Origin of the sequence: Pseudomonas sp. JV449, assembly GCF_032424295.1 — a bacterium.
In the GTDB taxonomy this organism is placed as follows: domain Bacteria; phylum Pseudomonadota; class Gammaproteobacteria; order Pseudomonadales; family Pseudomonadaceae; genus Aquipseudomonas; species Aquipseudomonas marginalis.
The window spans coordinates 1-23,643 of record NZ_VYKD01000012.1; the positions used below are offsets into that span (position 1 = coordinate 1).

Annotated in this window: 9 protein-coding genes and 1 pseudogene; all 10 read left to right on the forward strand. The window is 63.6% G+C overall.

Features of this window, described 5'->3' with window-relative positions; translation table 11 throughout:
• Positions 1 to 172: pseudogene (locus F6S08_RS11995) on the forward strand (type II secretion system protein GspE); the annotation flags it as partial.
• The gene (gspF, locus tag F6S08_RS12000; protein WP_027607539.1) at positions 172 to 1,383 is read left to right on the forward strand and encodes a type II secretion system inner membrane protein GspF; all 1,212 of its coding nucleotides are present in this window, start codon (positions 172 to 174) and stop codon (positions 1,381 to 1,383) included. The pseudogene F6S08_RS11995 and the gene gspF, both read left to right, overlap by 1 nt.
• A 517-nt stretch (positions 1,384 to 1,900) precedes the next feature.
• Complete coding sequence (locus F6S08_RS12005; RefSeq protein WP_027607538.1) at positions 1,901 to 3,085, forward strand: substrate-binding domain-containing protein; 1,185 nt, start codon at positions 1,901 to 1,903, stop codon at positions 3,083 to 3,085.
• A gap of 205 nt (positions 3,086 to 3,290) precedes the next feature.
• The gene (locus F6S08_RS12010; RefSeq protein ID WP_315871639.1) at positions 3,291 to 15,545 is read left to right on the forward strand and encodes a filamentous hemagglutinin family protein; all 12,255 of its coding nucleotides are present in this window, start codon (positions 3,291 to 3,293) and stop codon (positions 15,543 to 15,545) included.
• Positions 15,546 to 16,683: 1,138 nt separating this feature from the next.
• Positions 16,684 to 17,277 carry a transposase gene (locus F6S08_RS12015; RefSeq protein WP_074846266.1) on the forward strand — a complete coding sequence of 198 codons (594 nt, stop codon included), beginning with the start codon at positions 16,684 to 16,686 and terminating at the stop codon, positions 17,275 to 17,277.
• A gap of 59 nt (positions 17,278 to 17,336) precedes the next feature.
• Positions 17,337 to 18,926, forward strand: coding sequence for a ShlB/FhaC/HecB family hemolysin secretion/activation protein (locus tag F6S08_RS12020; protein ID WP_065949049.1), 1,590 nt, complete (start codon positions 17,337 to 17,339; stop codon positions 18,924 to 18,926).
• A gap of 24 nt (positions 18,927 to 18,950) precedes the next feature.
• Complete coding sequence (locus tag F6S08_RS12025) at positions 18,951 to 20,750, forward strand: DUF2341 domain-containing protein (protein ID WP_065949048.1); 1,800 nt, start codon at positions 18,951 to 18,953, stop codon at positions 20,748 to 20,750.
• An 11-nt stretch (positions 20,751 to 20,761) separates the two neighbouring features.
• The gene (locus F6S08_RS12030; protein ID WP_010211136.1) at positions 20,762 to 21,187 is read left to right on the forward strand and encodes an ExbD/TolR family protein; all 426 of its coding nucleotides are present in this window, start codon (positions 20,762 to 20,764) and stop codon (positions 21,185 to 21,187) included.
• Between the two features lie 3 nt (positions 21,188 to 21,190).
• Positions 21,191 to 21,895 (forward strand): energy transducer TonB, encoded by a 705-nt coding sequence (locus F6S08_RS12035; protein WP_065924370.1) that lies wholly within the window; start codon positions 21,191 to 21,193, stop codon positions 21,893 to 21,895.
• 47 nt (positions 21,896 to 21,942) lie between these two features.
• The gene (locus F6S08_RS12040; RefSeq protein WP_074846269.1) at positions 21,943 to 23,643 is read left to right on the forward strand and encodes a putative porin; all 1,701 of its coding nucleotides are present in this window, start codon (positions 21,943 to 21,945) and stop codon (positions 23,641 to 23,643) included.

Consider the following 23,643-nt stretch of genomic DNA (forward strand, 5'->3'; position numbering starts at 1 on the left):
TTGCGTCGACGACGAGGTGCGCAGCCTGATCCACCAGGGCGCCGGCGAGCAGGATCTGCGCGTGGCGGCGCGGCGTGCGGGGATGTTCAGCATGCGTGAAGACGGCGAGCGCTGGGTGCGCAGCGGCGCCACCGCGCCCGAAGAAATCCTGCGCGTGACACGGGACGCCTGATGAACCGCTATCGCTATGAAGCCGCCGATGCCAGCGGCAAAGTCGAGGCCGGGCACCTGGAGGCCGACAGCCAGAGCGGGGCATTTGCCGTGCTGCGCAGCCGTGGCCTGACCGCGCTGCTGGTGCAGGTCGAGGGCGGTCAGCAAAGCGCCGCCGGCAGCAGCCTGTTCAGCGCCAAGCTGTCGGACAACGACCTGGCCTGGGCCACGCGGCAACTGGCGAGCCTGCTCGGCGCCAGCCTGCCCCTGGAGGCGGCATTAAGCGCCACGGTGGAACAGGCGGAGAAAAAACACATCGCCCAGACCCTGGCCGCCGTGCGTGCCGATGTACGCGGCGGCATGCGTCTGGCGGATGCCTTGGCGGCACGGCCACGGGACTTTCCGTCGATCTACCGCGCACTGATCGCGGCGGGGGAGGAGTCCGGTGACCTGGCCCAGGTGATGGAACGCCTGGCCGACTACATCGAGGAGCGCAACAACCTGCGCGGCAAGATCCTCACCGCCTTTATCTACCCCGGTGTGGTCGGGCTGGTGTCCATCGGCATCGTGATTTTTTTGCTCAGCTACGTGGTGCCCCAGGTGGTCAGCGCGTTTTCCCAGGCGCGCCAGGATCTGCCCGGGCTGACATTGGCGATGCTCAACGCCAGCGACTTTATCCGCGCGTGGGGCTGGCTGTGTTTCGGCGGGATTGTCGGTGGGTTCTGGGGCTGGCGCCTGTACCTGCGTAACCCGGTGGCGCGCTTGAACTGGCACAGCCGCGTGCTGCGCCTGCCGCTGATCGGGCGCTTTGTGCTGGGCCTGAACACCGCGCGCTTTGCCTCGACCCTGGCGATTCTCGGCGGTGCCGGGGTGCCGTTGCTGCGGGCCCTGGAAGCGGCGCGGCAAACCCTCTCCAATGAGCGCCTGAGCCAATGCGTCAACGATGCCACGGCCAAGGTGCGTGAGGGCGTCAACCTGGCCCCGGCACTGGCGGTGGAAAAAGTCTTCCCGCCGGTGCTGATCCACCTGATCGCCAGTGGCGAAAAAACCGGCTCGCTGCCACCGATGCTGGAGCGGGCGGCGCAGACCTTGTCGCGGGATATCGAACGGCGGGCCATGGGCATGACCGCGTTGCTGGAACCGTTGATGATCGTAGTGATGGGCGCGGTGGTGTTGGTGATTGTGATGGCGGTGCTGTTGCCGATCATCGAGATCAACCAACTGGTGACCTGAACACACCAAAAAACCAATGTGGGAGGGGGCTACACCCTGATAGCCATGGATATTTACACAACTTTCAGAGACGGGTGAGTTCCTCTGTGGTGAGCGGGCTTGCCCCGCGCCGTGCTGCGAAGCAGCCCCAGTAAAGCAGAATGCGGTGTATCAGAAACTCTGCTGAGGCTGGTTTTGGGGCAGGCCGATATCGCCGGCTCCCAACCTCGGGTTCCTCATTCCGTCACATCCAGGCCCTGCGCCACAGCCCGCGCCGCCTTGACTAAACCCACGCTGAAACCTCGCTGTCACCTGCCGCCAAACCGCTCAAAACCATGACCAAAACACCCGAGAATCTTTTTAAAAATCAAGCCCTTCCTCCCGAGGTTTTTTCCTTTTGCTGTCATCGGAAACTGCGAAATTTCCTACCCATGGCCTCACCCCTCGCCACCCCCGAGACACGGCCTGGGACCGAAGCCATGGCGTCATGCAAGAGCCATCTACCCCAACGTACAAACACGACGAAAGGAGATTCTTCATGTTTAAGCGCAACGTTCTCGCGGTATCCATGACCCTCGCCGCACTGTGCTCGGCACAGGCTGCAATGGCTGACATCAACGGCGGCGGTGCCACCCTGCCACAAGCGCTGTACCAGACCTCCGGCGTGCTGACGGCCGGTTTCGCCCAGTACATCGGTGTCGGCAGCGGCAACGGCAAGGCAGCCTTCCTGAACAATGACTACACCAAGTTCCAGGCGGGCGTGACGAACAAGAACGTGCACTGGGCCGGCAGCGACTCCAAGCTGAGCGCCACTGAGTTGTCGACCTACGCCTCTGCCAAGCAACCGACCTGGGGCAAGTTGATCCAGGTGCCATCGGTGGGGACTTCGGTTGCCATTCCTTTCAATAAAAGCGGTTCCGCCGCTGTAGACCTGAGCGTTCAAGAGTTGTGCGGCGTGTTCTCGGGCCGTATCAATACCTGGGACGGGATTTCCGGTTCTGGCCGTACCGGTCCGATCGTTGTGGTTTATCGCAGCGAAAGCAGTGGCACCACTGAGCTGTTCACCCGTTTCCTGAATGCCAAGTGCAACGCAGAAACAGGCAACTTCGCCGTCACCACCACCTTCGGCACCAGTTTCTCCGGTGGCTTGCCTGCCGGCGCCGTTGCTGCTACTGGCAGCCAAGGTGTAATGACTGCCCTGGCCGCCGGCGATGGTCGCATCACCTACATGAGCCCGGACTTCGCCGCCCCGACATTGGCCGGCCTGGACGACGCCACCAAAGTGGCTCGCGTGGGCAAAAACGTCGCCACCAACACCCAGGGCGTTTCGCCTGCCGCCGCCAACGTGTCTGCCGCCATCGGCGCAGTACCGGTACCGGCTGCCGCTGATCGTTCCAACCCGGACGCCTGGGTTCCAGTCTTCGGTCCGGACAACACCGCCGGTGTACAGCCTTACCCAACCTCGGGCTACCCGATCCTGGGCTTTACCAACCTGATCTTCAGCCAGTGCTACGCCGATGCCACCCAGACCAGCCAAGTGCGTGATTTCTTCACCAAGCACTACGGCGCCTCCAATAACAACGATGCAGCCATCACCGCCAACGCTTTCGTTCCGCTGCCAACCGCTTGGAAAGCCACCGTTCGCGCCAGCTTCCTGACCGCGAGCAACGCCCTGAGCATCGGCAACACCAACGTCTGCAACGGTATCGGTCGCCCGCTGTAACCCTCGCTTTCAACGACCTGCACCACCTGATCAGCAACGGCCTGTGCCGTTGCTGATTTTTGCGTTTGTGCGGTTTTTCGAGCCGTTAACAGCCCTATATGAACTTTGCGTGACAGAAGTTCAGTCCCGTCCCTCGCCAACCGCCTAACCCTCATACGTGAGCCTGTCTTGCTCCCTGCGTGATAACAAAGAAGGAAGATCCCCGATGGTCCGCTGCAAATCGCCGGTTAACCTGAAAGCCCAAGAAACTGTGCTGCGCCTCAAGCCCCTGGCCCAGGCCATCGCCTTGTTGATGGTGGCGGGCAATGCCCATGCGGCCACGGCGTTCAGTTCCAGCTGGTTTGCCGATAAAGGTGCGACCCAGGCGGCGACGGCGGCGCGGATCAGTGCCGGGCAGGTGCAGGGGATTCCTTCGCTGAACCAGCAGGCGCGGGTCAACCAGCAGTTGGCGCGTTCCATCAGCACTTTGAACACCAGCGTCGCGGCGATTGCGGCACAGCAGGCAGCACAAGCGGCGGGGCGTCAGGCGGCGTTTGGCCAAGTCTCGACGATTCCAGACGGCCTCGGCAAAGGTGGCCTGCAGGTGGATAACAGCCTGACCCAGGGCTGGACCAACGCCAAGGGCCCGGTGCAGACCCAGGCCGGCGGCAAGACCACGGTGACCATCGAACAGACCGCCGACAAGGCCATCCTCAATTGGGAAACCTTCAACGTCGGGCGCAACACCAGCGTCGACTTCCAGCAGCAGTCGAGCTGGGCCGTGCTCAACCGCGTCAACGACCCGAATGCGCGCCCGAGCGAAATCCAGGGCCAGATCAACGGCGCCGGTACGGTGATGATCGTGAACCGCAACGGCGTGGTGTTCAGTGGCACCAGCCAGGTCAACGTGCGCAATCTGGTGGCGGCGGCGGCGAACATCACCGATGAGCAGTTCACCCAGCGCGGTATCTACGTGGACGCCACCGGCACCCAGCCGACCTTCACTGACGCGGCCGGCAAGGTCGAGGTGCAGCGCGGCGCATTGATCCAGACCCACAACCCCGCCACCTCCACCGACGCCGGCGGCTATGCCTTGCTGCTGGGCTCGGAAGTGGAAAACGCCGGTACCCTCACTACCGCCAAGGGCCAGACCACCCTGGCCGCCGGCGACAGCTTTTACATCCGCAAGGGTGTCGGCACCACCGGCAATGACCGCTCCACCACCCGTGGCAATGAAGTGGCCACCGGCCTCAAGGCCGGCAGCAGCGCAGGCAAGGTCAGCAACACGGGCCTGATCATGGCGTCCACCGGTGACATCACCCTGACCGGGCACCAGGTGCAGCAAAATGGCGTGGCCTTGGCCAGCACGTCAGTGGACACCCGTGGCACCATCCATTTGCTGAATTCCGCTACCGACACCACCGGCAGCGTGACCCTTGGGGAGGGCAGCACCACCGCGATCCTGCTCGACAGCAGCGGCAGCACCGCGCTCAACGGCCAGAAGGACAACGGCCTGATCAAGCTCGACGGCACGCCCGCCAACCTGATCACCGGCCAGTTCAACAACCTCAGCGCCGTGGCCGACCGCACCGACCAATCACGCATCGAGATCGTCAGCGGCGGCACGGTGGACTTCCAGAAAGGCTCGATCACCCTGGCTACCGGTGGGCAGGTCGCGGTCAGTGCCACCGGGCGCAGCCTGGTACGCGACGGGGCGATGATCGATGTCTCCGGGGCGGTCGGTGTCAAGGTGTCGATGGAATCCAACAACATCAAGATCAACGTACAGGGCAACGAGCAGCGCGACGCACCGGTCAACCGTGACGATGGGCAGTTGATCAATAACGATGTGTGGGTCGACCTGCGCGAGCTGGTGTTTGTGCCCGCAGGCACCAACGGCTATGCGACGGATCGCTGGTACACCGCTGGCGGCTTGCTGGAAGTGGGCGGCTACCTGGGCACCCAAGGCCACTCGGTGGGCGAGTGGATGGCCCAGGGCGGTACCGTGACGTTTACCGGCAAGGACGTGGTGACCCAGAAGGACGCGCAGATCAACCTGTCGGGCGGCACCGTGGATGTGCAGGCCGGTTATATCCAGCAGACCTGGCTCAAGGGCCCGGATGGGCGCTTGTATGAGCTGTCCAACGCGCCGGGCGACATTCTCTATTCCGGGTTCTACAAGGGGTATGAAGACACCAGCAAGCGCTGGGGCCAGACCGATTACTACTACAACCCGATGATCGCCAAGCAGCGTCGTTATGAGAGCGGTTACACGGTGGGCCGCGATGCCGGCAAGCTGGTGATCGGTACCACCAGTGCGGTGCTCGAGGGCCAGGTGATCAGTGACGTGTTCCAGGGCGATCGCCAGACCCAGGCGCCGAACATCAACCTCGACGGTTACCAGCAGTCGCAGAAGGCCATGGCCCAGCGCGCGCAATTGATCATTGGCGGCTACACGCCTATCTACAACAAGACCACCGGCACCCTGCGCTATGCCTTGGGCGCAAACGCGGACGAGGTGTTGATCGAGGGCGGTACGCAAAAAATCGCCGATGGCCTGGACCTCACCACCGCGCTGCCCGCGGACCGCCAGGGCAAGATGGTACTCGACAGCGACCAACTCAATGGCTATCAGTTGGGCGCGATCAAGGTCGCGGCCAAGCAGCAGGTCACCGTCAACGGAGCGCTCAAGGTGGCCGATGGCGGCGATATCACCCTGTTCGGGCCAAGGGTCGACATCAACGCCCACCTCACGGCCCACGGCGGCAGCCTCAACGCGGGCAATATCCTCAGCCAGGTCGACCCGCTTAAAGGCGGTGCGGTGGGCGACAGCATCCTCAACGGCAACGGCAGCGGCACGCTGAACGTGGCCAGCGGGGTCACGCTGGATGCCACCGGGCGCTGGAACAATCTGCTGCTGGATCCGGCCAACAGCAGCGGCTTGGCCTATGTGAACGGCGGCAAGGTGTCGCTGCGCAGCACTGGCGGTGTGAACCTGGCGGCCGGCAGCGTGGTGGACACTTCCTCCGGTGGCACCCTCGGCTTGGATGGCAAGCTCAACGGTGGCAAGGGCGGCGACGTGACCTTGGCGTCTCTCGGTACCCTGGGTTTGGACGGCGAGATTCGCGGTTATGGCGTGAGCGGTGGCGGCACCCTGGCGTTGCAGGCGCGCAAAGTACAGATCGGCGACAGCGCCACGGCGCCCGATGTTGGCACCGTGCAACTGGCGGGGGATTTTTTCAACAAGGGCTTCTCGGCCTATGACATCACCGGCAATGAAGGGCTGCTGGTCACGGACGGTACCCAGGTCGAAGTCACGACGCCGGTCTACCGTATTGGCGAGCAGACCTCGGCCGCTGCCACGGGCAGCGACCCGGCCACCGCCCTTGAACGCTGGACGCCGGCGCTGTACCAGGAAGACGCCGCCAAAGGCGTACTGACCCAGCGCCGTGGCGCTAGCCTGACCTTGACCGCCGGCAATCTGAATTCCACGGCGGCTGAACTGGCCACCACGGCCTTGAGCGTGGGGCAGGGCGCGGTGATCACTGTCGACCCGGGCCAGGCCATCAACCTGCGCAGCGTCGGCCAGTTGACCATGAACGGCAGCCTCAACGCCTGGGGCGGCAGCGTCAGCCTGGGCGGCCTGACGGCGACGGGCTCGGAAGCGGCCAACGCCGCCGGCCATAGCCGTTCGATCTGGGTGGGTGAAAACGCGCTGATCGACGTGGCGTCGCGTGCGGTCACGGCGGTGAGCAACCGTGGCAATGTCTACGGCCAGGTGCGCAATGGTGGCACCATCAGCATCGGCGGCGATATCAACCTGGCCACCGGCATCGCCAAGGCCAGTGACCTGTTTGTGGTGGTGCGCGACGGCGCGCGCCTGGACGCGTCCGGTGCCCAGGCGATGCTGGATGTTCCCGGCCAGGGCCGCGTGCCGATGGCCAGCAATGGCGGCAGCATCAGCTTTGCGTCGAACAACGGCCTGTACCTGGACGGCAGCTTTGTTGCCCGCGCGGGTGGCGCAGGTGCTGCGGGCGGTAGCCTGGCCCTGGCCCTGGAAAGCCCGTATTACCTCAAGGCCGGCGTCAACGACAGTGTGCTCAAGGTGCGTGAACTGGTGCTCAGCCAGACCCATCAAGCCAGCCCGACTTCCAGCCTCGAGTACGGCCATGGCCGCCTCGGCGTGGACCAGGTCAGCGCCGGCGGCTTTGACAACCTGGCGCTGCTCAGCAACGGCTTGCTGAGTTTCGACGGTGACGTGTCGTTGAACATGGGCCAGAGCCTGCGCCTGTACGGTGGCAGCTATAACCTCAGTGAAAACGCGGCGGCCAGTTCGCGGGTCAACCTGTCGGCGCCATACCTGCTGTTGGCCGGCATCCTCGCGCCGGCAGAATCCGGCAAGGAAGCCTATACCCGCGCGGTGCCGGTGTTGCCCAATCCCTCCGCGCTGGCCACGACGGCGCAGTTCAACGCCAACGCCAACCTGATCGACGTGCGTGGCAATGTGGTGTTCGGCAACAAGAGCTATCTGTTGCGGCCCGACAACAGCCAGGCCAGCCTCGAACGGCGGGGGTTTGATGATGTGCAACTGACCAGCCAGGGCGACTTGCGCTTCCTGGCGGGGGCGGGGGCAGATGTGATTGCCCAGGGCATCAGCACGCAATTAGTGACCAGTGGTGACATGACCCTGCGCGCGGCGCAGTTGTATCCGGCGACTGAGGTCGGCGCCCGGGTACTGGCGGGCTATCTGAATAATGCTGCCAGCAATGACACAGGCTTCAATTACGATCCGACACGCACCCTGACCATTGCACGCACCGCCAATAGCAATGCCGCCATGCCTTACTCGGCCTTTGGTCGTCTGCAATTGGGCGGGCCCACCATCAAGCAGGGCGGGGTGGTGCGTGCGCCACTGGGGCTGATCGAGATTGGCAACCTGGGCTCTACCAACGTGCAACTGCTGCCGGGCAGCCTCACTTCGGTGAGTGGCAAGGGCCTGGTATTGCCTTACGGCGGTACCGTGGATGGCCAGATCTACAAGTACAACGGCAAGACAGTGACGTTTATCGGCCAGGGTGGCGGCAACAGTGCGGGCAGCCTGAACGTTGGGGTGATTCTCGGTGGCCAGCAGTTGACGGTGCTGCCGCAGGCGACGGTGGATCTGTCCGGCGGTGGCGAACTGCTCGGCGCCGGATTTATTTCCGGGCGCGGGGGCTCTACCGATGCACGTTACAACCCATTGGTACAGTTCGGTGCGAACGGCGGGTTTGTACTGCCGGGTCTGAGCACCAACCCGATCTATGCGATTGTGCCGGGCGTGCAACCGGGCTATGCCCCGGTGGCGCCGGAAGGTGGCGCGGTCGATCCGTTGATCGGCCAGCAGATCACAATCGGCGCCGGCGTGCCGGGCCTGGCGGCCGGCACCTATACCCTGATGCCGTCCACCTATGCGTTGATGCCTGGGGCTTTCCGGCTCGAGATCAACGGCCTGGCCGGGTTGGGCACCGACGGTGTGACCCAGGCGTTGCGCAATGGCTCATGGGCCACGGCAGGGCGCTTGTCCATCGCCAATACCGGGATCAGCAACAGTACGGCCAGCCAGGTAATTCTCACGTCGGCCGATAGGTTGCGTCGTTACTCCCAATACAACGAAACCGGCTACGCACAGTTCGCTGTGGCCGACGCCACCAGGCTTGGTGTACCTCGGGCACTGCTGCCGGTGGATGCCAAGACCCTGCAACTGGCCCTGCGGCCAGGCGCAGGTGCGGATGCCTTTTCGTTCCAGGGGATCGGCCGCTTCGAGGCCGCTGACGGCGGTTACGGCGGTACCGTATCGCTGATAAACGAAGAAAAGGGCAGCTTGGGAAGGGACATCGAAATTGTCGCGGCAGGCAACGCGGCTACCGCCAATTTCAAAGGCATTACGGTGGATGCGGACAGCCTGAATGCAATGGGCGCGGCTCGCCTGCTGATCGGTGGAATGACCTATGTCACGTACGGCCAGGGTGGCAACTACATCAACCTCCCCAGCAGCATCATCAGTTCCATCATCCTGCGCGACGGCGCGAAACTGGCGGCACCGGAGGTATTACTGGTGACCTCCACCGGAAAAATTACGCTCGAACAAGGCGCCTCGATCAACACGATAGGCCAGGGCAAGGCCAGCTACGACGCACGTGACGGTTTTATCTACAACCTGAGCAATGTGCTGGCGGTGTCCAACGGTTTGCTCAACGTAATTGCCGCGCCGTCATTGGGTGGACTCATCAGTGGAGGCATCCAGTTAGGCGTGTGCGACAGCGCGCCCTGCAGCGGCCAGACAGCCCTGTATTCCGAAGGCAGCATCGTTACCTTGACCGACAGCACCCTGCAGATGGGCGATGAGGTGCGCTATGGCACTCGCCACCTGAACCTGGGCGTGTCCAGCATCAACGTCGGCAGCCCCGAAGCCTTGGCCGCTGCAGCCGCCAACAATCGCCTGCCGGTGGGCATGACCCTCAACCAGCAAGTGCTGGAGCGCCTGCTGCGCGGCGACACCCAATTCGGCGCCCCGGCCCTGGAAACCCTGCAACTGTCGGCGCGTGACAGCTTTAACTTCTACGGCACCACCACCCTGGACACTTATGACGCCGTGACCGGCAAGTCGTTACTGAGCAACCTGATGCTGTCCACGCCGGCGATCTACGGCTCTGGCGGCTTGAACGACGTGGCGACTATCCACACCGCCAATCTGATCTGGCAAGGTGCCGTCGCGCCGCCTGTGGCGGCGGTGACCGGCGGTGCCGGCAGCGGCAGCGGGCGCCTGGACATCAATGCCGAGCGTATCGAATTCGGCTATGGGGATTTTGCCCAGCCGAGCACGACCAATACCTTCGACCGCCTCGCCCTGGGCTTTACCAACGTCAACCTCAATGCCAGTGAGCGCATCACCGCCAACCACAAGGGCAGTCTCTCGGTGTACCAGAGCCAGGGCGCGTTTGATGCGATCAAGGGCTTTGCCTACAGCGGCGGCAACCTGAATATCCTCACGCCGCTGATGACCGGTGAGGCCGGTTCGGTCAACCGTATTACCGCTGGTGGTGCAATTGATGTGAGCGCTTCGCAGGGCACGGTGGGCAAGGTGGACGGTATCGGCGGCGAGTTGTCGTTGCAGGGCGACAGCCTGCGCCTGGCCAGTGCCGTGGTACTGCCCAGCGGCAAGGTGACCTTGGGTGCCCGTGGCGATGTGGTGCTGACCGACGTCGCATCGATTGATGTGGCAGGCCGTGCCATCCCCTTCAACGACCTGACCAAGTACAGCGCGGGAGGTGAAGTGCTGCTGGAAAGCCGCGCAGGTAATGTGCTGCAGGCGGCCGGTTCGACCATCGACCTGTCGGCGCAGCACAACCAGGCGGGCCGGTTGCGCGCAGTGGCCGTGGACGGCGCGGCGGGCATCGTCGACCTGTCGGGCAAAATCGTCGCCGGCAGCAGCGGTTACTACGATGCTGGCGGCACGCTGGTGCCGTACCTGGCCGGTTCGGTTGAAATCCAGGCCCAGCGGCTGGCTGCCAGTGGCACCCTGAGCGACCAGTTCGCCGCGCTCAACCAGCGCCTCAATCAGGGCCAGGTCTATGGTGCGCGCAGCTTCCAGCTCAAGCAGGGCGACCTGACCATCGGCAACGACGTCAAGGCCAACAACGTCAACGTCTCGATCGACAACGGCAGCCTGCGCGTGACCGGCCTGGTAGATGCCAGCGGTGAGCGCGTGGGCAGCATCAACCTGGCCGCGAAAAACGGCCTGACCCTCGACGGCAGCGCCGTGCTGGACGCCCATGGCACGCAATTACGCGTGGACAGCTACGGCAAGATCATCGACTCGCCCAACCGCGCCATCGTGGTCCTCAGCTCTGGCCAAGGCCAGTTGACCCTGGCCAATGGCGCGCGCATCGACCTGCGCCATGGCACCGAGGCCGCGACCGGCAATGACGGGCGCAACCGTGGCACGCTGGAGCTCAATGCGCCGCGCGTGGGCGGCGATGACATCGCCATTGACGCCAGTGGGCAGTTGACTATCCAAGGCGCGCGTTCGATCGCCCTCAATGGCATGAGAACCTACGACGATGCCCCGACCAAAACTGACGAAACCCCCAACGGGCGCCCCTACCAAGTTATTGATCAGGACTACCTCAAGAAAGTCGTCGATCCATCCAATAAGGATTTCATCAATGCCGCGCGCGTTAACAACAACTTGCTGCAAAAGCTCGCCGGCTTGAACAACGCCACCTACGGCGATGTTTTCCACCTGCGCCCCGGTGTGGAAATCATCAGCAAAACCCCGGACGGCGACCTGGTGGTGCAGGGCGATCTGGACCTCTCCAGCTATCGCTACGCCAGCCTCAAATCAACGGCCAAGACCGAGTCCGGCAGCCTGACCCTGCGCGCCGGTGGCGACCTGAATATCTATGGCAGCATCAACGACGGTTTTGCCGCGCCACCGCCCACCGACGATGACAATGGCTGGGTGCTGCGCGCCGGTATCGACTACACCGGCGGCACCGTGGTGGTACCGGGCAGCGGCGTGACCCTGGAGATGGGCACTGTGTTCCCTGCGGGCGCTGCGCTTAATTTCGATGTACTGACCAACCCCCTGTTTCTGCCGGCGGGCACCCGATTGCCCGTCGCGGCTACGCTCAAACAACCGTTGGTACTCCCGGCGGGTACGGTGTTGGCGGCGGCTGTTCGGGATGCCTCGGGCAATGTGCTGTTCGCGGCGGGCACGTTGCTGACTCAGAGCCAGACCCTCGCCATCGGCAGTGTCCTGGATGCCGGCAGCCTGTTGAGCACGTCAGCCAGTGTCGACGGCTTGATCTGGCCCAAGGGCGTGCCATTGGCCACCAAGGTGACGCTGACCGCCAGCCAAGCGCTGCCCCGGGGCGCCCTGTTGCCGTCGGGGACAGACGTGAAGCTGCCGGGCGGCGTGGAGTCGGTGACGTTGCGTGACGCCGGCCATCCAGGCAAGAACTGGGCAATTGCTCCCATGCTGGAGGAGGGTGCGCAGTCGTGGTCGATTCGCCTGGTTGCGGGGGCCGACACCGAGGCAGCCGACAGTCGCCTGCTGCAACCGCATCCGGTAAGCGGCAATCTGCGCTTGGCGGACAGTCACTATGGGACGTTCGGGAAAGGAACCCAGGTCTGGACCGAGGAGGGCTCTAAGGAGTGGTTCGGCGATGAAAGCATGGTGGGCCAACCGGTTGATTTCGACGCAATACAATACCCGGGTATATGTGACGATCTCCCGGACTACTGCGTTACCAGTGGTGAGGACTACACGCTGCTGGTGGGTGGCAGCACTCGCTTCAGCGTAATCCGCACCGGCGCTGCAGACCTTGACCTGCTGGCCGCCGGCAACCTGAGCATGGAGTCGCTGTTCGGGGTCTATACCGCGGGCAGTTCGTCCACCGGCACCTCGGCCAACGATCCTTATAACCTCAAGCGCGCCGTGGGCAGCAACAACAAGGTGCTGGGTAACGCGGGGGGCAACGAGAAGCTGGTCGATGGGGGAACGGGCAGCCTGTACCGTGCCTGGTATCCGGACACTGGCGGCAACTTGCTGCTTAAAGTGGGCGGCAACCTGACGGGCAATATCACCAGCCCGGCGCAGAATGGCGTTGGTCGTCCGGTACCCAGCGACCAAGGCCAGGATTCCGCCAACGTCGGCAACTGGCTGTGGCGTCAGGGCAACGGCCTCAGTGGCAGCCAGGCGCAAGCCACCGCCTGGTGGATCAACTTTGGTTCCTACGTCGCCAGCGACCGCTCGGACCAGATGGTCGGGTTCACCGGGTTTGGCACCCTGGGAGGCGGCAACCTGAATGTTGATGTGGGTGGCGATGCAGGACTCATCAGCCCTGTCTCTTCAACAGCTCTGAACGTCAGTCGCCGTAGCCAAGGCCTGGTACTGGCAGTCGGCAGCACCGGTCGGGTCGGGGCCGATGGCAGTGTGCAACTGACGGGTGGCGGTGATCTGAACCTGCGGGTCGGCGGAGCGGTTAACCCCGCCAGCCAGACCTTCGCAGACCACCTCAATGGTGCGCTGGTGAACCTGCGTGGGCACGTGCAATTGACCGGTGGCGCCCTGGGCAGCCTGACGCTGCGTTATGGCAACCGGTTCACAGACCAGAGCCCCAGCGAAGTGCGCGCCTACGATCCTTTGCGTTCCACTTCGGCCATGGCCTCGGGTGGTTTGAGCCTATTGCCGGGCGACGCCACTTTCGGCCTGTCCACCCGTGGCGACCTGGTGTTGCAGGACGTCGCCGACCCTGGGCGCGCGCCGCAGATGAACGCCTTGACCTTCGTCAATAAGGGGGTCAACGGGATCGGACAAAGCTGGTTCAGCTTGTGGACCGACCGCACAGCAGTGGACCTGTTCTCTGCCGGGGGCAACCTCACGCCGCTGACCCAGACCCTGGAAACCGATATGGCGGCGGTCTATCCCGCGACATTGCGTGCGGTTGCGGCTAACGGCAGTCTCTATTACGGCAGCGCCTCGACCAGTAATCCTGGCACCGTGCAGCCGCTCAGGGCGTTGGTACTCGCACCTTCGTCCAATGGACAACTGGAATTGCTGGCCGGGGATTCGATCTCCGGCGGCGATCTGACGATCAGCCGCTCCAGTGCAGCACCCAATAGCCTGGCGACTATTCTGCGTCCGGCCTTCGCCGGTTTCCTGACGGATCAAAAAACGGCAATAGTGGGCAGTGGCAATCTTTCCAGCGATGGCAACATTGCAACCTTGACGGTTTCCCCGCTGTTTGCCTTTGGCCCCAACACCGCCAGCATGGCTTGGGGTGATGCCCTGGAGCCCGCGCGTTTCTATGCGCTGAACGGGGACCTGCTGGGCGTCAATAGTGGGCGCGCCCTCACGATCACGGGGGTGGGTGACGCTCGGTTCGGGCAAACCTTTTACGAAGGCGCAGGCCCGGTATGGATGCAAGCCGGACGCGATATTGTCGGCAGCGGCACGCGCTTGAGCGGTGCCAGCGCAGGTGTCACGGATACGGGGCAATACACCTTTACCGGCAACCTGTTCGTGCACAACAGCCCCACCGATATCTCCATCGCCAGCGCTGGCCGCGACATCCTCTACAGCAGCTTTAACGTTGCCGGCCCCGGTACCCTGGAACTGACGGCGGGGCGCAACATCCAGATGGAAGACAAAGTCGCGGTGAACAGCCTGGGTGCTGTGGCGGCGGGCGACAGCCGCCCTGGCGCAAGCATCGTCATGCAAGCCGGCATGGGCCCCAATGGCCCGGATTACCGCCGCTTCGTCGAGGCCTACCTGAACCCCGCCAACCTGGCGCAAGCGGGTGAATCCTTGCAAGGCGCCAAGGTGGCCAAGACTTACGAAAACGAGCTGGTTACCTGGCTCACCGAACGCTTCGGCTTCGCCGGCGACAGCGAACAGGCGCGGACCTACTACGCCGCACTGCCCGCTGAACAACAACGGATCTTCGCCCGCGACGTGTACTTTGCCGAACTCAAGGCCGCCGGCCGTGAGTACAACCAGGACGGCAGTGTGCGCCAGGGCAGCTATGTGCGTGGTCGTGCCGCGATTGCCCGGTTGTTCCCCGAGACCGACGTGGCCGGCAACCCGATCACCTACAAAGGCGACATCACGATGTTCGGCGGCGCGGGCGTGCACACCAACTTCGGTGGCTCGATCCAGATGCTCACGCCGGGTGGCCGCCAGACGTTCGGCATCGAAGGCGCCGCACCGCCGTCCACGGCTGGGGTGATCACCCAGGGCGCTGGAGATATCCAACTGTACTCCCTGGGCAGCATCCTGCTTGGCCAGAGCCGCATCATGACCACCTTCGGCGGCTCGATCATGGCCTGGACCAGCGAGGGCGACATCAACGCCGGTCGTGGCTCCAAGACCACCGTGGTGTACACGCCGCCCAAGCGCGTCTATGACAACTGGGGCAACGTGAGCCTGTCGCCGTCGGTACCGAGCACCGGTGCGGGGATCGCCACGCTCAACCCGATCCCGGAAGTGCCGGCGGGGGATATCGACCTGATCGCGCCGATGGGCACCATCGATGCGGGCGAGGCGGGGATTCGGGTGTCGGGTAACGTCAACATCGCCGCCCTGCGGGTGGTGAACGCGGCGAACATCCAGACCCAGGGCAAGTCGTCCGGGGTGCCGGTGTCGGCCACCGTCAACACCGGCGCCATGAGCTCGGCCAGCGCAGCGGGGGCGGCGGCGTCCCAGGCCGCAGAAGACGCGGCGCGCAGCCAGCAGGCGGCGGCCAAACAGGGCCGGCCGTCGATCATGACCGTGGAGGTGCTGAGCCTGGGCACCGAGCCGCTGTCGCGTGAACCGGAACCTCGGAAAACCTCGGGCTACAACCCCGACAGCCCGGTGCAGGTGCTGGGCGCGGGGCCGCTGAGTGAGCAGGCGCGGGCGCGGTTGACGGATGAGGAGCGTAAGCAGATCAGTTTGTAGCGTTTCAGAAGGACCTCTCGATGTACCGTTCGGGGCGATCAGTGATCGCCCCATTTTTTTGCGCAAGCAGAAGGGTGGCGAGCTTCTTATTAGCCGACCGGTATGGTGGGGGAGACTCGGTTAAAACTGTGGGTGCGACGATTCGACTTGCTCCCGATGGCGGCCTTTGGGTCGACCATTTGTTGGAGTTGGAATGAGTACATATCCGTTGCTGCGGTAACGGCTGCCTATGGTTCCGCTCTTACAGCGGGTCACTTTTGGCAAACGCCCCAAAAGTAACCAAAAGGTCTTGCCCCACCACTCGGTGCCTCGCCTAGGCTCGGCATGCCCGAACGCAGGCTTGAATCCGTGGGCCGCCGTCATGGGCCATCCCTGGCCCAGGACGGCTAACCCGGCGTCCTGCCGGGTTACCCACGGATTCAAACCTGCATTCGGCCAGCGTGGTTGACGGGGCGCCTAAGATCAAAATCAAAATCAAAAACAGAGCAATAGCAACAGCTCGCGATACAACAGGGGGGGGTCAGCTCCATTCACACTGTTGTGTAGCCCCAACGGTCACCACGATGCGAAGCGAGCTGCTCTTGATCTTGCTTTTGATCTTGATCTTAGGCGCCCCGTTAACCACGCTGGCCGGAATTCGATAGTGATTTGGGGGGTAAACCGGCAGGGATGCCGGTTTAGCCGCCCCGCGCCATGGATGGCGCGTGGCGGCGGCCCCCCAAATCACTGTCGGATTACGGGCACACCGAGCCTGGGCGAGGTGCCGAGTGGTGGGGCGAAGCGTTTTTGGTTACTTTTGGCGCTCTTCCAAAAGTGACCCGCTGTAAGAGCGGAACCATAGGCAGCCGTTACCGCAGCAACGGATATGTACTCATTCCAACCCCAGCAAATGGTCGGCCCAGAGGCCGCCATCGGGGCAAGTCGAATCGTCGCACCGCCCCTCCCACATTTCCCACCGAGTACGGCCACACATGCCGACCCGGAAAAATTGCCCCCCTCACAATCCCAAATGAAGCTTTCATGACAAAAGTTCGGTAGCTCATCGCCACTTCCGTCTTGCCTATGTAACGCGCTGGAGGCCGCCACGAGCCGCCTCCCCAGCCGTCAGCGGGACGCCAGGAGTGGGGCAATGGGAACTATGGAACGTTACTCGAAAGTAGGCATGCAAGAGCTCGATCAGCGCCTGTCGAAGATCGTCGAGGCTGCGCGCAAGAAGCCGGTTTCGGTGTACCGCTACGGCGCGCCGTGGGTGTGGATCGTCTCCCAGGACGACTGGCAGGGCGCCTTGAAGGAAGTGTCCAGCTACATCCCGGCGGGGCATTCGCTGGTGTTGTTGCGCCCGCAGATCGACGAGGTGCTCGAGCAGCATCGCGACCTGCTCCAGGCCGCGTCGGGTATGTCGATCGCGCCGCAGACCGTGGTGCAGATCCTGCTGCTGCAACTGCTGTATTCGGTGCCCAGCGAACAGCAGTTGCACGAGCAACTGAACTACAACCTGCTGTTCCGCTGGTTCGTCGGCCTGGAGCTGAACCAGAAGGTGTGGAGCATCCACGCTTTGCAGCGCGACATCGCCAGCCTGTTGAACAACCCGCAGGCCGTGCAGTTGATCCAGACCATCATCGGTGAAGTGTTCTGTGGCGCCTTGCTGCACATGCCGGAGTTCTCCCTGAACTTCGCTTTGCTGCACACCTGGCTGGCGCGGCACAGCCATCTTTCGACCAGCAGCAATTGAGCAGGCCAGACGCCGTGCAATCGGCGACGGCGCAAAATCTTAGACAGTTAGGGGGCGGTGTGGAGCATCTGTTCAAATCAACGCTGGCGTTGTGCTGCCTGACGCTGGGCGTCCTGGCGCAACCGGTGTGGGCCGAGGAGGGTGGTGAGGCCCCGGCGCGTAAGGTGGACGTCAATGAGTACTTCGTGCGCGGCAATACCGTGCTCGATGCGGCGACGATCGAGGAGGCGGTGTACCCGTTCCTTGGCCCGCAAAAGACCCTGGACGATATCGAAGGCGCGCGCGATGCGTTGCAGAAGATCTACCAGGCGCGTGGCTACCAGTCGGTGTTTGTCGAGCTGCCGGAACAGAAGGTCGATGACGGCATCGTCTATCTGCAGGTCAGCGAAACCAAGGTCGGCCGCGTGCGTGTGGTCGGCGCCAAGCACTATTCGCCGGTGGAAATCCGCGAGGAAGTGCCGGGGCTCAAGGAAGGCGCGGTACCGGATTTCACCACGGTGCAAACCCAGTTGGCCGGGCTCAACCGCAGTGCCGGTCGGCAGGTCACGCCACTGGTCCGTGAAGGCCAGCGCCCCGGCACCATGGATGTGGATCTGCAGGTCGAGGACCAGAACCCCTGGCACGCCAGCCTCGGCCTGAACAACGACTACAGCGCCGACACCGAAAAGCTGCGCTCGGTCGCCACCCTGGGCTACGACAACCTCTGGCAACTGGGCCACAGCATTTCCCTGACCTACTTCACCGCGCCCCAGGACACCGAGAATGCCAAGGTCTGGTCGGGCTCCTACAGTGCGCCGCTGAACGAACGCTGGACCTTGCAGTTCTCCGGTTACCAGTCCGACAGCAACATCGCCACCATCGGCGGCAGCAACGTCTTGGGCAAGGGCCATTCCTATGGCGTATCCGCCATCTACAGTTTGCCGGCGGCGGGCAACTGGGCCAACTCGTTCTCGTTCGGGGTGGACTTCAAGGACTTCGACGAGCAGATGAAGTTCGGCGCCAGCAGCGACCAGGTGCCGCTCAAGTACGCGCCGTTCACCCTGGGCTACAACGGCTATCGCTACACCGAGCAATCCCAACTGGGGTTGGGCTTGAACCTGGTGGTCGGCACCCGTGCATTTTTTGGCTACGGCAGCGACGCCGAAGAGTTCGATTACAAGCGCTACAAGGCCAGTGCCAGTTTTGCCGTGCTCAAGGGCGACCTGAATTACACCTATACCTTCGCCAACGATTGGCAGTCGGCCTCCAAGGGCGCTTTCCAGCTGGCCTCCGGGCCGCTGGTGTCCAACGAGCAGTATTCCGCCGGCGGCGCCACCTCGGTGCGCGGCTACCTGGCGGCCGAGCGCACCGGGGACGAGGGCTATTTGCTCTCCCAGGAACTGCGCACGCCGTCCCTGGCCAAGTTCCTCGGCAGTTATGTGCAGGAGTGGCGCTTCTATGCGTTCGCCGAAGGCGCGCGCATGCGCCTGCACGACCCGCTGCCCGAGCAGGAAGACGAATACAGCCTGGCCAGTGTCGGCCTGGGCACCCGCGCCAGTTTGAGCAAGTGGTTGTCCGGCAGCCTGGATTGGGGTTACCCGCTGCTCGATGGACCGAACACCCAGAAACAGGACTCGCGACTGCACTTCAGTGTGCAGGCGACTTTCTGACTTTTTCTTCCGGAGACTTCACCCATGCAACGCCTATTCCTGAGCCTGTTGATCTGCCTGGGCTTCGCGCTCCCGGCCACTGCCCATGCCTGGTGGCAGGACGATTGGCACTACCGCAAACAGATTTCGGTGGACACCACCGCCCAGGGCGCCGCGATCAGCCAGGCCCTGGGCCGCACCGCACTGTTGGTGCGCCTGCACACCGGCAACTTCACCTTTGACGGGGTCAAGGACGACGGCGCCGACCTGCGCTTTGTGAGTGCCGATGACAAGACCGTGTTCAATCACCAGATCGAAAGCTTCGACCCGCTGATGGGCATGGCGTTGATCTGGGTCGATGTGCCCAAGGTCGAAGGCGGCCAGCGCCAGGACTTCTGGATGTACTACGGCAACCAGAAGGCCCCGGCCACCGCCAATGGCCAGCTGACGTTCGATCCGAATTACACCGCGCTCTATCACTTCGATGGCGCCAACGCGACGCCGCCACGGGACACCACGGCCTACGCCAACACCGCGTTGAACGCCACCGGCGCGAGCATCGACGGCGTGATCGGCCGCGCCTTGCAGTTCGGCGGCCAGCCGCTGCTGTTGCCGGCCAGCCCGTCGCTGCAACACGCCGCCGGCGCTGCCTTCACCTTCAGCGCCTGGCTGCGCCTGGACCAGGCCAGCGGTGAGCAAATCGTACTGGCCCGACGTGACGGTGCCCACAGCCTGTTGCTGGGCCTGAACCAGGGCTCGCCGTTTGTGGAGATCGACGGCCAGCGCGCGGTGTCGACCCAACCGCTGAACCCTGGCCAATGGCAGCACCTGGCGTTCACCGCCGAGGGCGACAAGGTCACGCTGTATGTGAATGGCCGTGAAAGCGCCACGCTCGCCGTGGCCATGCCTGGGTTCAACACGCAGCTGGCGGTCGGCGCCGACCTGCCGGAAGCCGGCAGCGCGCACCTGCCGTTCGCCGGGGCCATGGATGAGCTGCGCCTGTCCAAGGTGGCGCGCCCGGCCGCGCTGTTGCTGGCCGATGCGAGTGCCCAGGGCGCCGAGTCGAAACTGGTGGCCTACGGCGTGGATGAAGAACAGTCCGGCTTCGGCTTCGGCAGCCTGGGCTTTTTGCTCAACGCCGTGCCGGTGGACGCCTGGGTGATCATCCTGGTGCTGGTGGCGATGATGTTCCAGTCGTGGGTCATCATGCTGCGCAAGAACCGCCAGGTCAGCCGCCTCAGCAGTGCCAACGAAGTATTCCGCGAGCACTTCGCCCAGATCGGCACGCGCCTGGAGATGTATGCCGACGACGCGCAGTTGGCTGAGCGCCTGACCCACTCTTCGCTGTGGCGCCTGTACCTGGTGGCGGTCAAGGAGATCCGTACCCGGCGTGCCCAGGGCGCCGACACCTCGTCGGTGTCGGCGGCGACCATCGAAGCGATCCGTTGCTCCATGGACGGTGTGCGCACCCGTGAGAACCAGGCCCTGAGTTCCAAATTGTCGACCCTGTCCAACGCCATCGCCGGCGGCCCGTACATCGGCCTGCTCGGTACGGTGCTGGGGATCATGGTGGTGTTCCTCGGCACGGCCATGGCCGGCGACGTGAACATCAACGCCATCGCTCCGGGCATGGCGGCGGCGTTGCTGGCCACGGCCATGGGCCTGTTCGTCGCGATCCCCGCGTTGTTTGGCTACAACCGCCTGATCACGCGCAACAAGGAAGTCAGCGCCGACATGCGCGTATTCGTCGACGAGTTCATCACCCGCCTGGCGGAGATGCACGGCGAGAGCCAGCACAGTGAAACCGCGCACCGCCGCGACCATCACGCATCGGTTCCGGCCTGAGGAGAATCGCCATGGCTTCCGTAAATGCCTCCCACGACGATGACGATGATGCCGCCGTCGACAGCATCAACATCACGCCCCTGGTGGACGTGCTGATGGTGGTGCTGGTGATGTTTATCCTCACCGCCACCGCCCAGGTCTCGGGGATCCAGATCCACCTGCCCAAGGCCAGCGCCTCGGTGTCGCTGTCGGAGGCCAAGACCAAGGCCATCTCCGTGAATGACGGCGGCCAGGTGTTCCTCGACGCGTACCCGGTGACCCTCGGCGAACTGGAAGAACGCCTGCGCATCGAGAAAGCGCTGAACCCGGACTTCCCGGTGATCGTGCGCGGCGATGCGATGGTGCAGTACCAGAAAGTCATCGAGGTGCTCGACCTGCTGCGCCGGCTGGAGCTGTCCCAGGTCGGCCTGGTCACCGGCAAACCGAGCCAGGGCTGAGTGATGACCGCACAGATCCCGATCGCGCCATTGCCGGTGAAGAACAAACCGCCGTTGCGCCCATTGAAATGGGGCGCCGGCCTGTTGCTGGGCGCCGTGGCGGCCTGGTTTCTCTGGCAGTGGGCCAATGACATGAGTGGCGTACGCCGTGAAGCGCCGAAGGTGCCGACGATTATTCCGTTGCCACCGCCGCCGCCGCCACCCCCGGAAAAACCCAAGGAGCCCGAGCCCCAGGTTGAAGAGAAAGTCCCGGAGCCGGTGCCCAGCCCTGAACCCGAAGAGGTCAAGCCGGCCGAGGAAGCACCGCCTTCACCGAATGAAGACCTGGCCAACCCGATGCAGATCGACGGCGATGCGCAGTCCGGTAACGACGGTTTCAACATCGGCGCCGGCAAGGGCGGCGGCATGGCCGGCAGTGGCGGCGGCGGGTTGGGGACCGGCACGTACAAGCAGTACCTGGCCGGTACCTATCAGCGCCTGATGCGCGAAGACCCGGAGCTGCGCAAGAAGGCCTTTGCGATACAGATAGACCTGTGGCTGGGCGCCGACGGCCAGGTGACGAAGGCGCTGGTGGCCAAGTCCAGCGGGGATGCCGACACCGACGCGCAGATGCTGGCGCTGATCCGTGCGCCCCGCGCCACCCAGAAACCTCCGGCGTCGCTGACGCTGCCCATGCGCCTGTCCCTCAAGGGCCGGCGTCCGGATTGATTGCACGAAACCTCTTACCTACGGTTTTTTACAGGAGTTGCGTACACATGATTTCCCCCGTGAATCGACTGACCCTGGCGGTTGGCATGGTCATCGCGACCCTGGTCGGGCAAGCCGCGGCAGCCCCGGTTGCGCCTTCGGAAAACGTCACCATCAACCTGATTCGCCTGCTGGTGCAGCAAGGTGTGCTGACCCAGGACACCGCCAATGGGCTGATCGCCCAGGCCGAAAAGGAAGCCCAGCAGGCCCGCCAGGCCAACGCCGCGCCGGTGGTTGCCAGCGGCCCGGCGACCGCGCCTGGGGATGTGCGCGTGCAGTACGTGCCGCAGGCGGTGCGCGACCAGATCCGCGACCAGGTCAAAGCCGAAGTCATGTCCACCGCCAAGCAGGAAAACTGGGCGCAGCCCAATACGTTCCCCGACTGGATCTCGCGCATCAGCTTTGATGGCGATATTCGTCTGCGCGACGAGTCGCGCTACTTCTCGGGCAATAACAGCAACAACATCACCGATTTTGCCAAGCTCAATGACACCGGCCCGTACGACGTCAACAAAAACTCCAACACCAAGTTCCCACCGCTGATCAACACCCGCGAGGACCGCGAGAACCTGTTCCGCCTGCGGGCACGCCTGGGCATGAAAGCGGTGATCTCGCCGGAATGGACCGCCGGCATTCGCATCGCTACCGGCTCCGACAATAACCCGGTGTCCACCACCCAGACCCTGGGCGGCGGCTTCGGCAAAAAGGACATCTGGCTCGACCAGGGTTACCTGAGCTGGAAAACCACCGACTACATGACGTTGACCGCCGGGCGCATCGGTAACCCGTTCTATTCCACCGACATGATGTATTCCAACGACCTCAACTTCGACGGCGTGGCGGCGATCTTCAACCACAGCCTCAACAGCGAGTGGGGCCTGTTCGGTACCCTCGGCGCCTTCCCGGTGGAGTACACCTCCGACACCGCCAGCACCAATGGTATCGACAAGGAAGACAGCGACACCAAATGGCTGTTTGGCGGGCAGATCGGCGCGGATTGGAAGATCAACCGCAGCAACCGCCTCAAACTCGCCGCGGCTTACTACCAGTTCCAGGACATCGAAGGCGAGCGCTCCAGCCCTTGCTCCACCTGGCAGGGCGCGGCAGGTTGCGACACCGACGGCACGCGCGTGGCCTTCATGCAGAAAGGCAACACGGTATTCAACCTGCGCAACAACACCACCAACCCGGCGGATCCTGCGCGCACACCCGACCCGCAGTACGTAGGCCTGGCGTCCAAGTTCGATGTGCTGGACCTCAACCTGGTCTGGGACAGCGAACTGCCCAGCGACTTCAAGCTGCGCAGCCAGGCCAACTTCATCCACAACCTGGCCTACGACAAGGGCGAGATGCTCAAGCGCAGCGAAGGCGAGATCGTCAACAACATCAACAGCAACGGCCAGTTTGAAAGTGGCGGCAATGCGCTGATGGTCTCGTTCACCCTCGGCAGCGCCCTGGAGATGCGCAAGCGCGGCGACTGGAATGTGTTGGCCGGCTACAAGTACATCCAGCCCGACGCCTTGCCCGATGGCTTCAACGACTCGTCGTTCCACCTGGGCGGCACCAACGCCAAGGGCTATTTCATTGGCGGCAACTACGGTATCGACAAGAACATCTACGCCAGTGCGCGTTGGTTGAGCGCCTCCGAAGTGTATGGCCAGCCGTTCGAAGTCGATGTGATGCAACTGGAACTCAACACGCGCTTTTGA

Bases quoted from the DNA above. Each gene is read 5' to 3' on its own strand.
- gspF (WP_027607539.1), top strand. From the start codon at position 172: ATGAACCGCTATCGCTATGAAGCCGCCGATGCCAGCGGCAAAGTCGAG.
- F6S08_RS12015 (WP_074846266.1), top strand. From the start codon at position 16,684: ATGGAACGTTACTCGAAAGTAGGCATGCAAGAGCTCGATCAGCGCCTG.
- F6S08_RS12040 (WP_074846269.1), top strand. From the start codon at position 21,943: ATGATTTCCCCCGTGAATCGACTGACCCTGGCGGTTGGCATGGTCATC.
- F6S08_RS12035 (WP_065924370.1), top strand. From the start codon at position 21,191: ATGACCGCACAGATCCCGATCGCGCCATTGCCGGTGAAGAACAAACCG.
- F6S08_RS12030 (WP_010211136.1), top strand. From the start codon at position 20,762: ATGGCTTCCGTAAATGCCTCCCACGACGATGACGATGATGCCGCCGTC.
- F6S08_RS12010 (WP_315871639.1), top strand. From the start codon at position 3,291: ATGGTCCGCTGCAAATCGCCGGTTAACCTGAAAGCCCAAGAAACTGTG.
- F6S08_RS12025 (WP_065949048.1), top strand. From the start codon at position 18,951: ATGCAACGCCTATTCCTGAGCCTGTTGATCTGCCTGGGCTTCGCGCTC.
- F6S08_RS12005 (WP_027607538.1), top strand. From the start codon at position 1,901: ATGTTTAAGCGCAACGTTCTCGCGGTATCCATGACCCTCGCCGCACTG.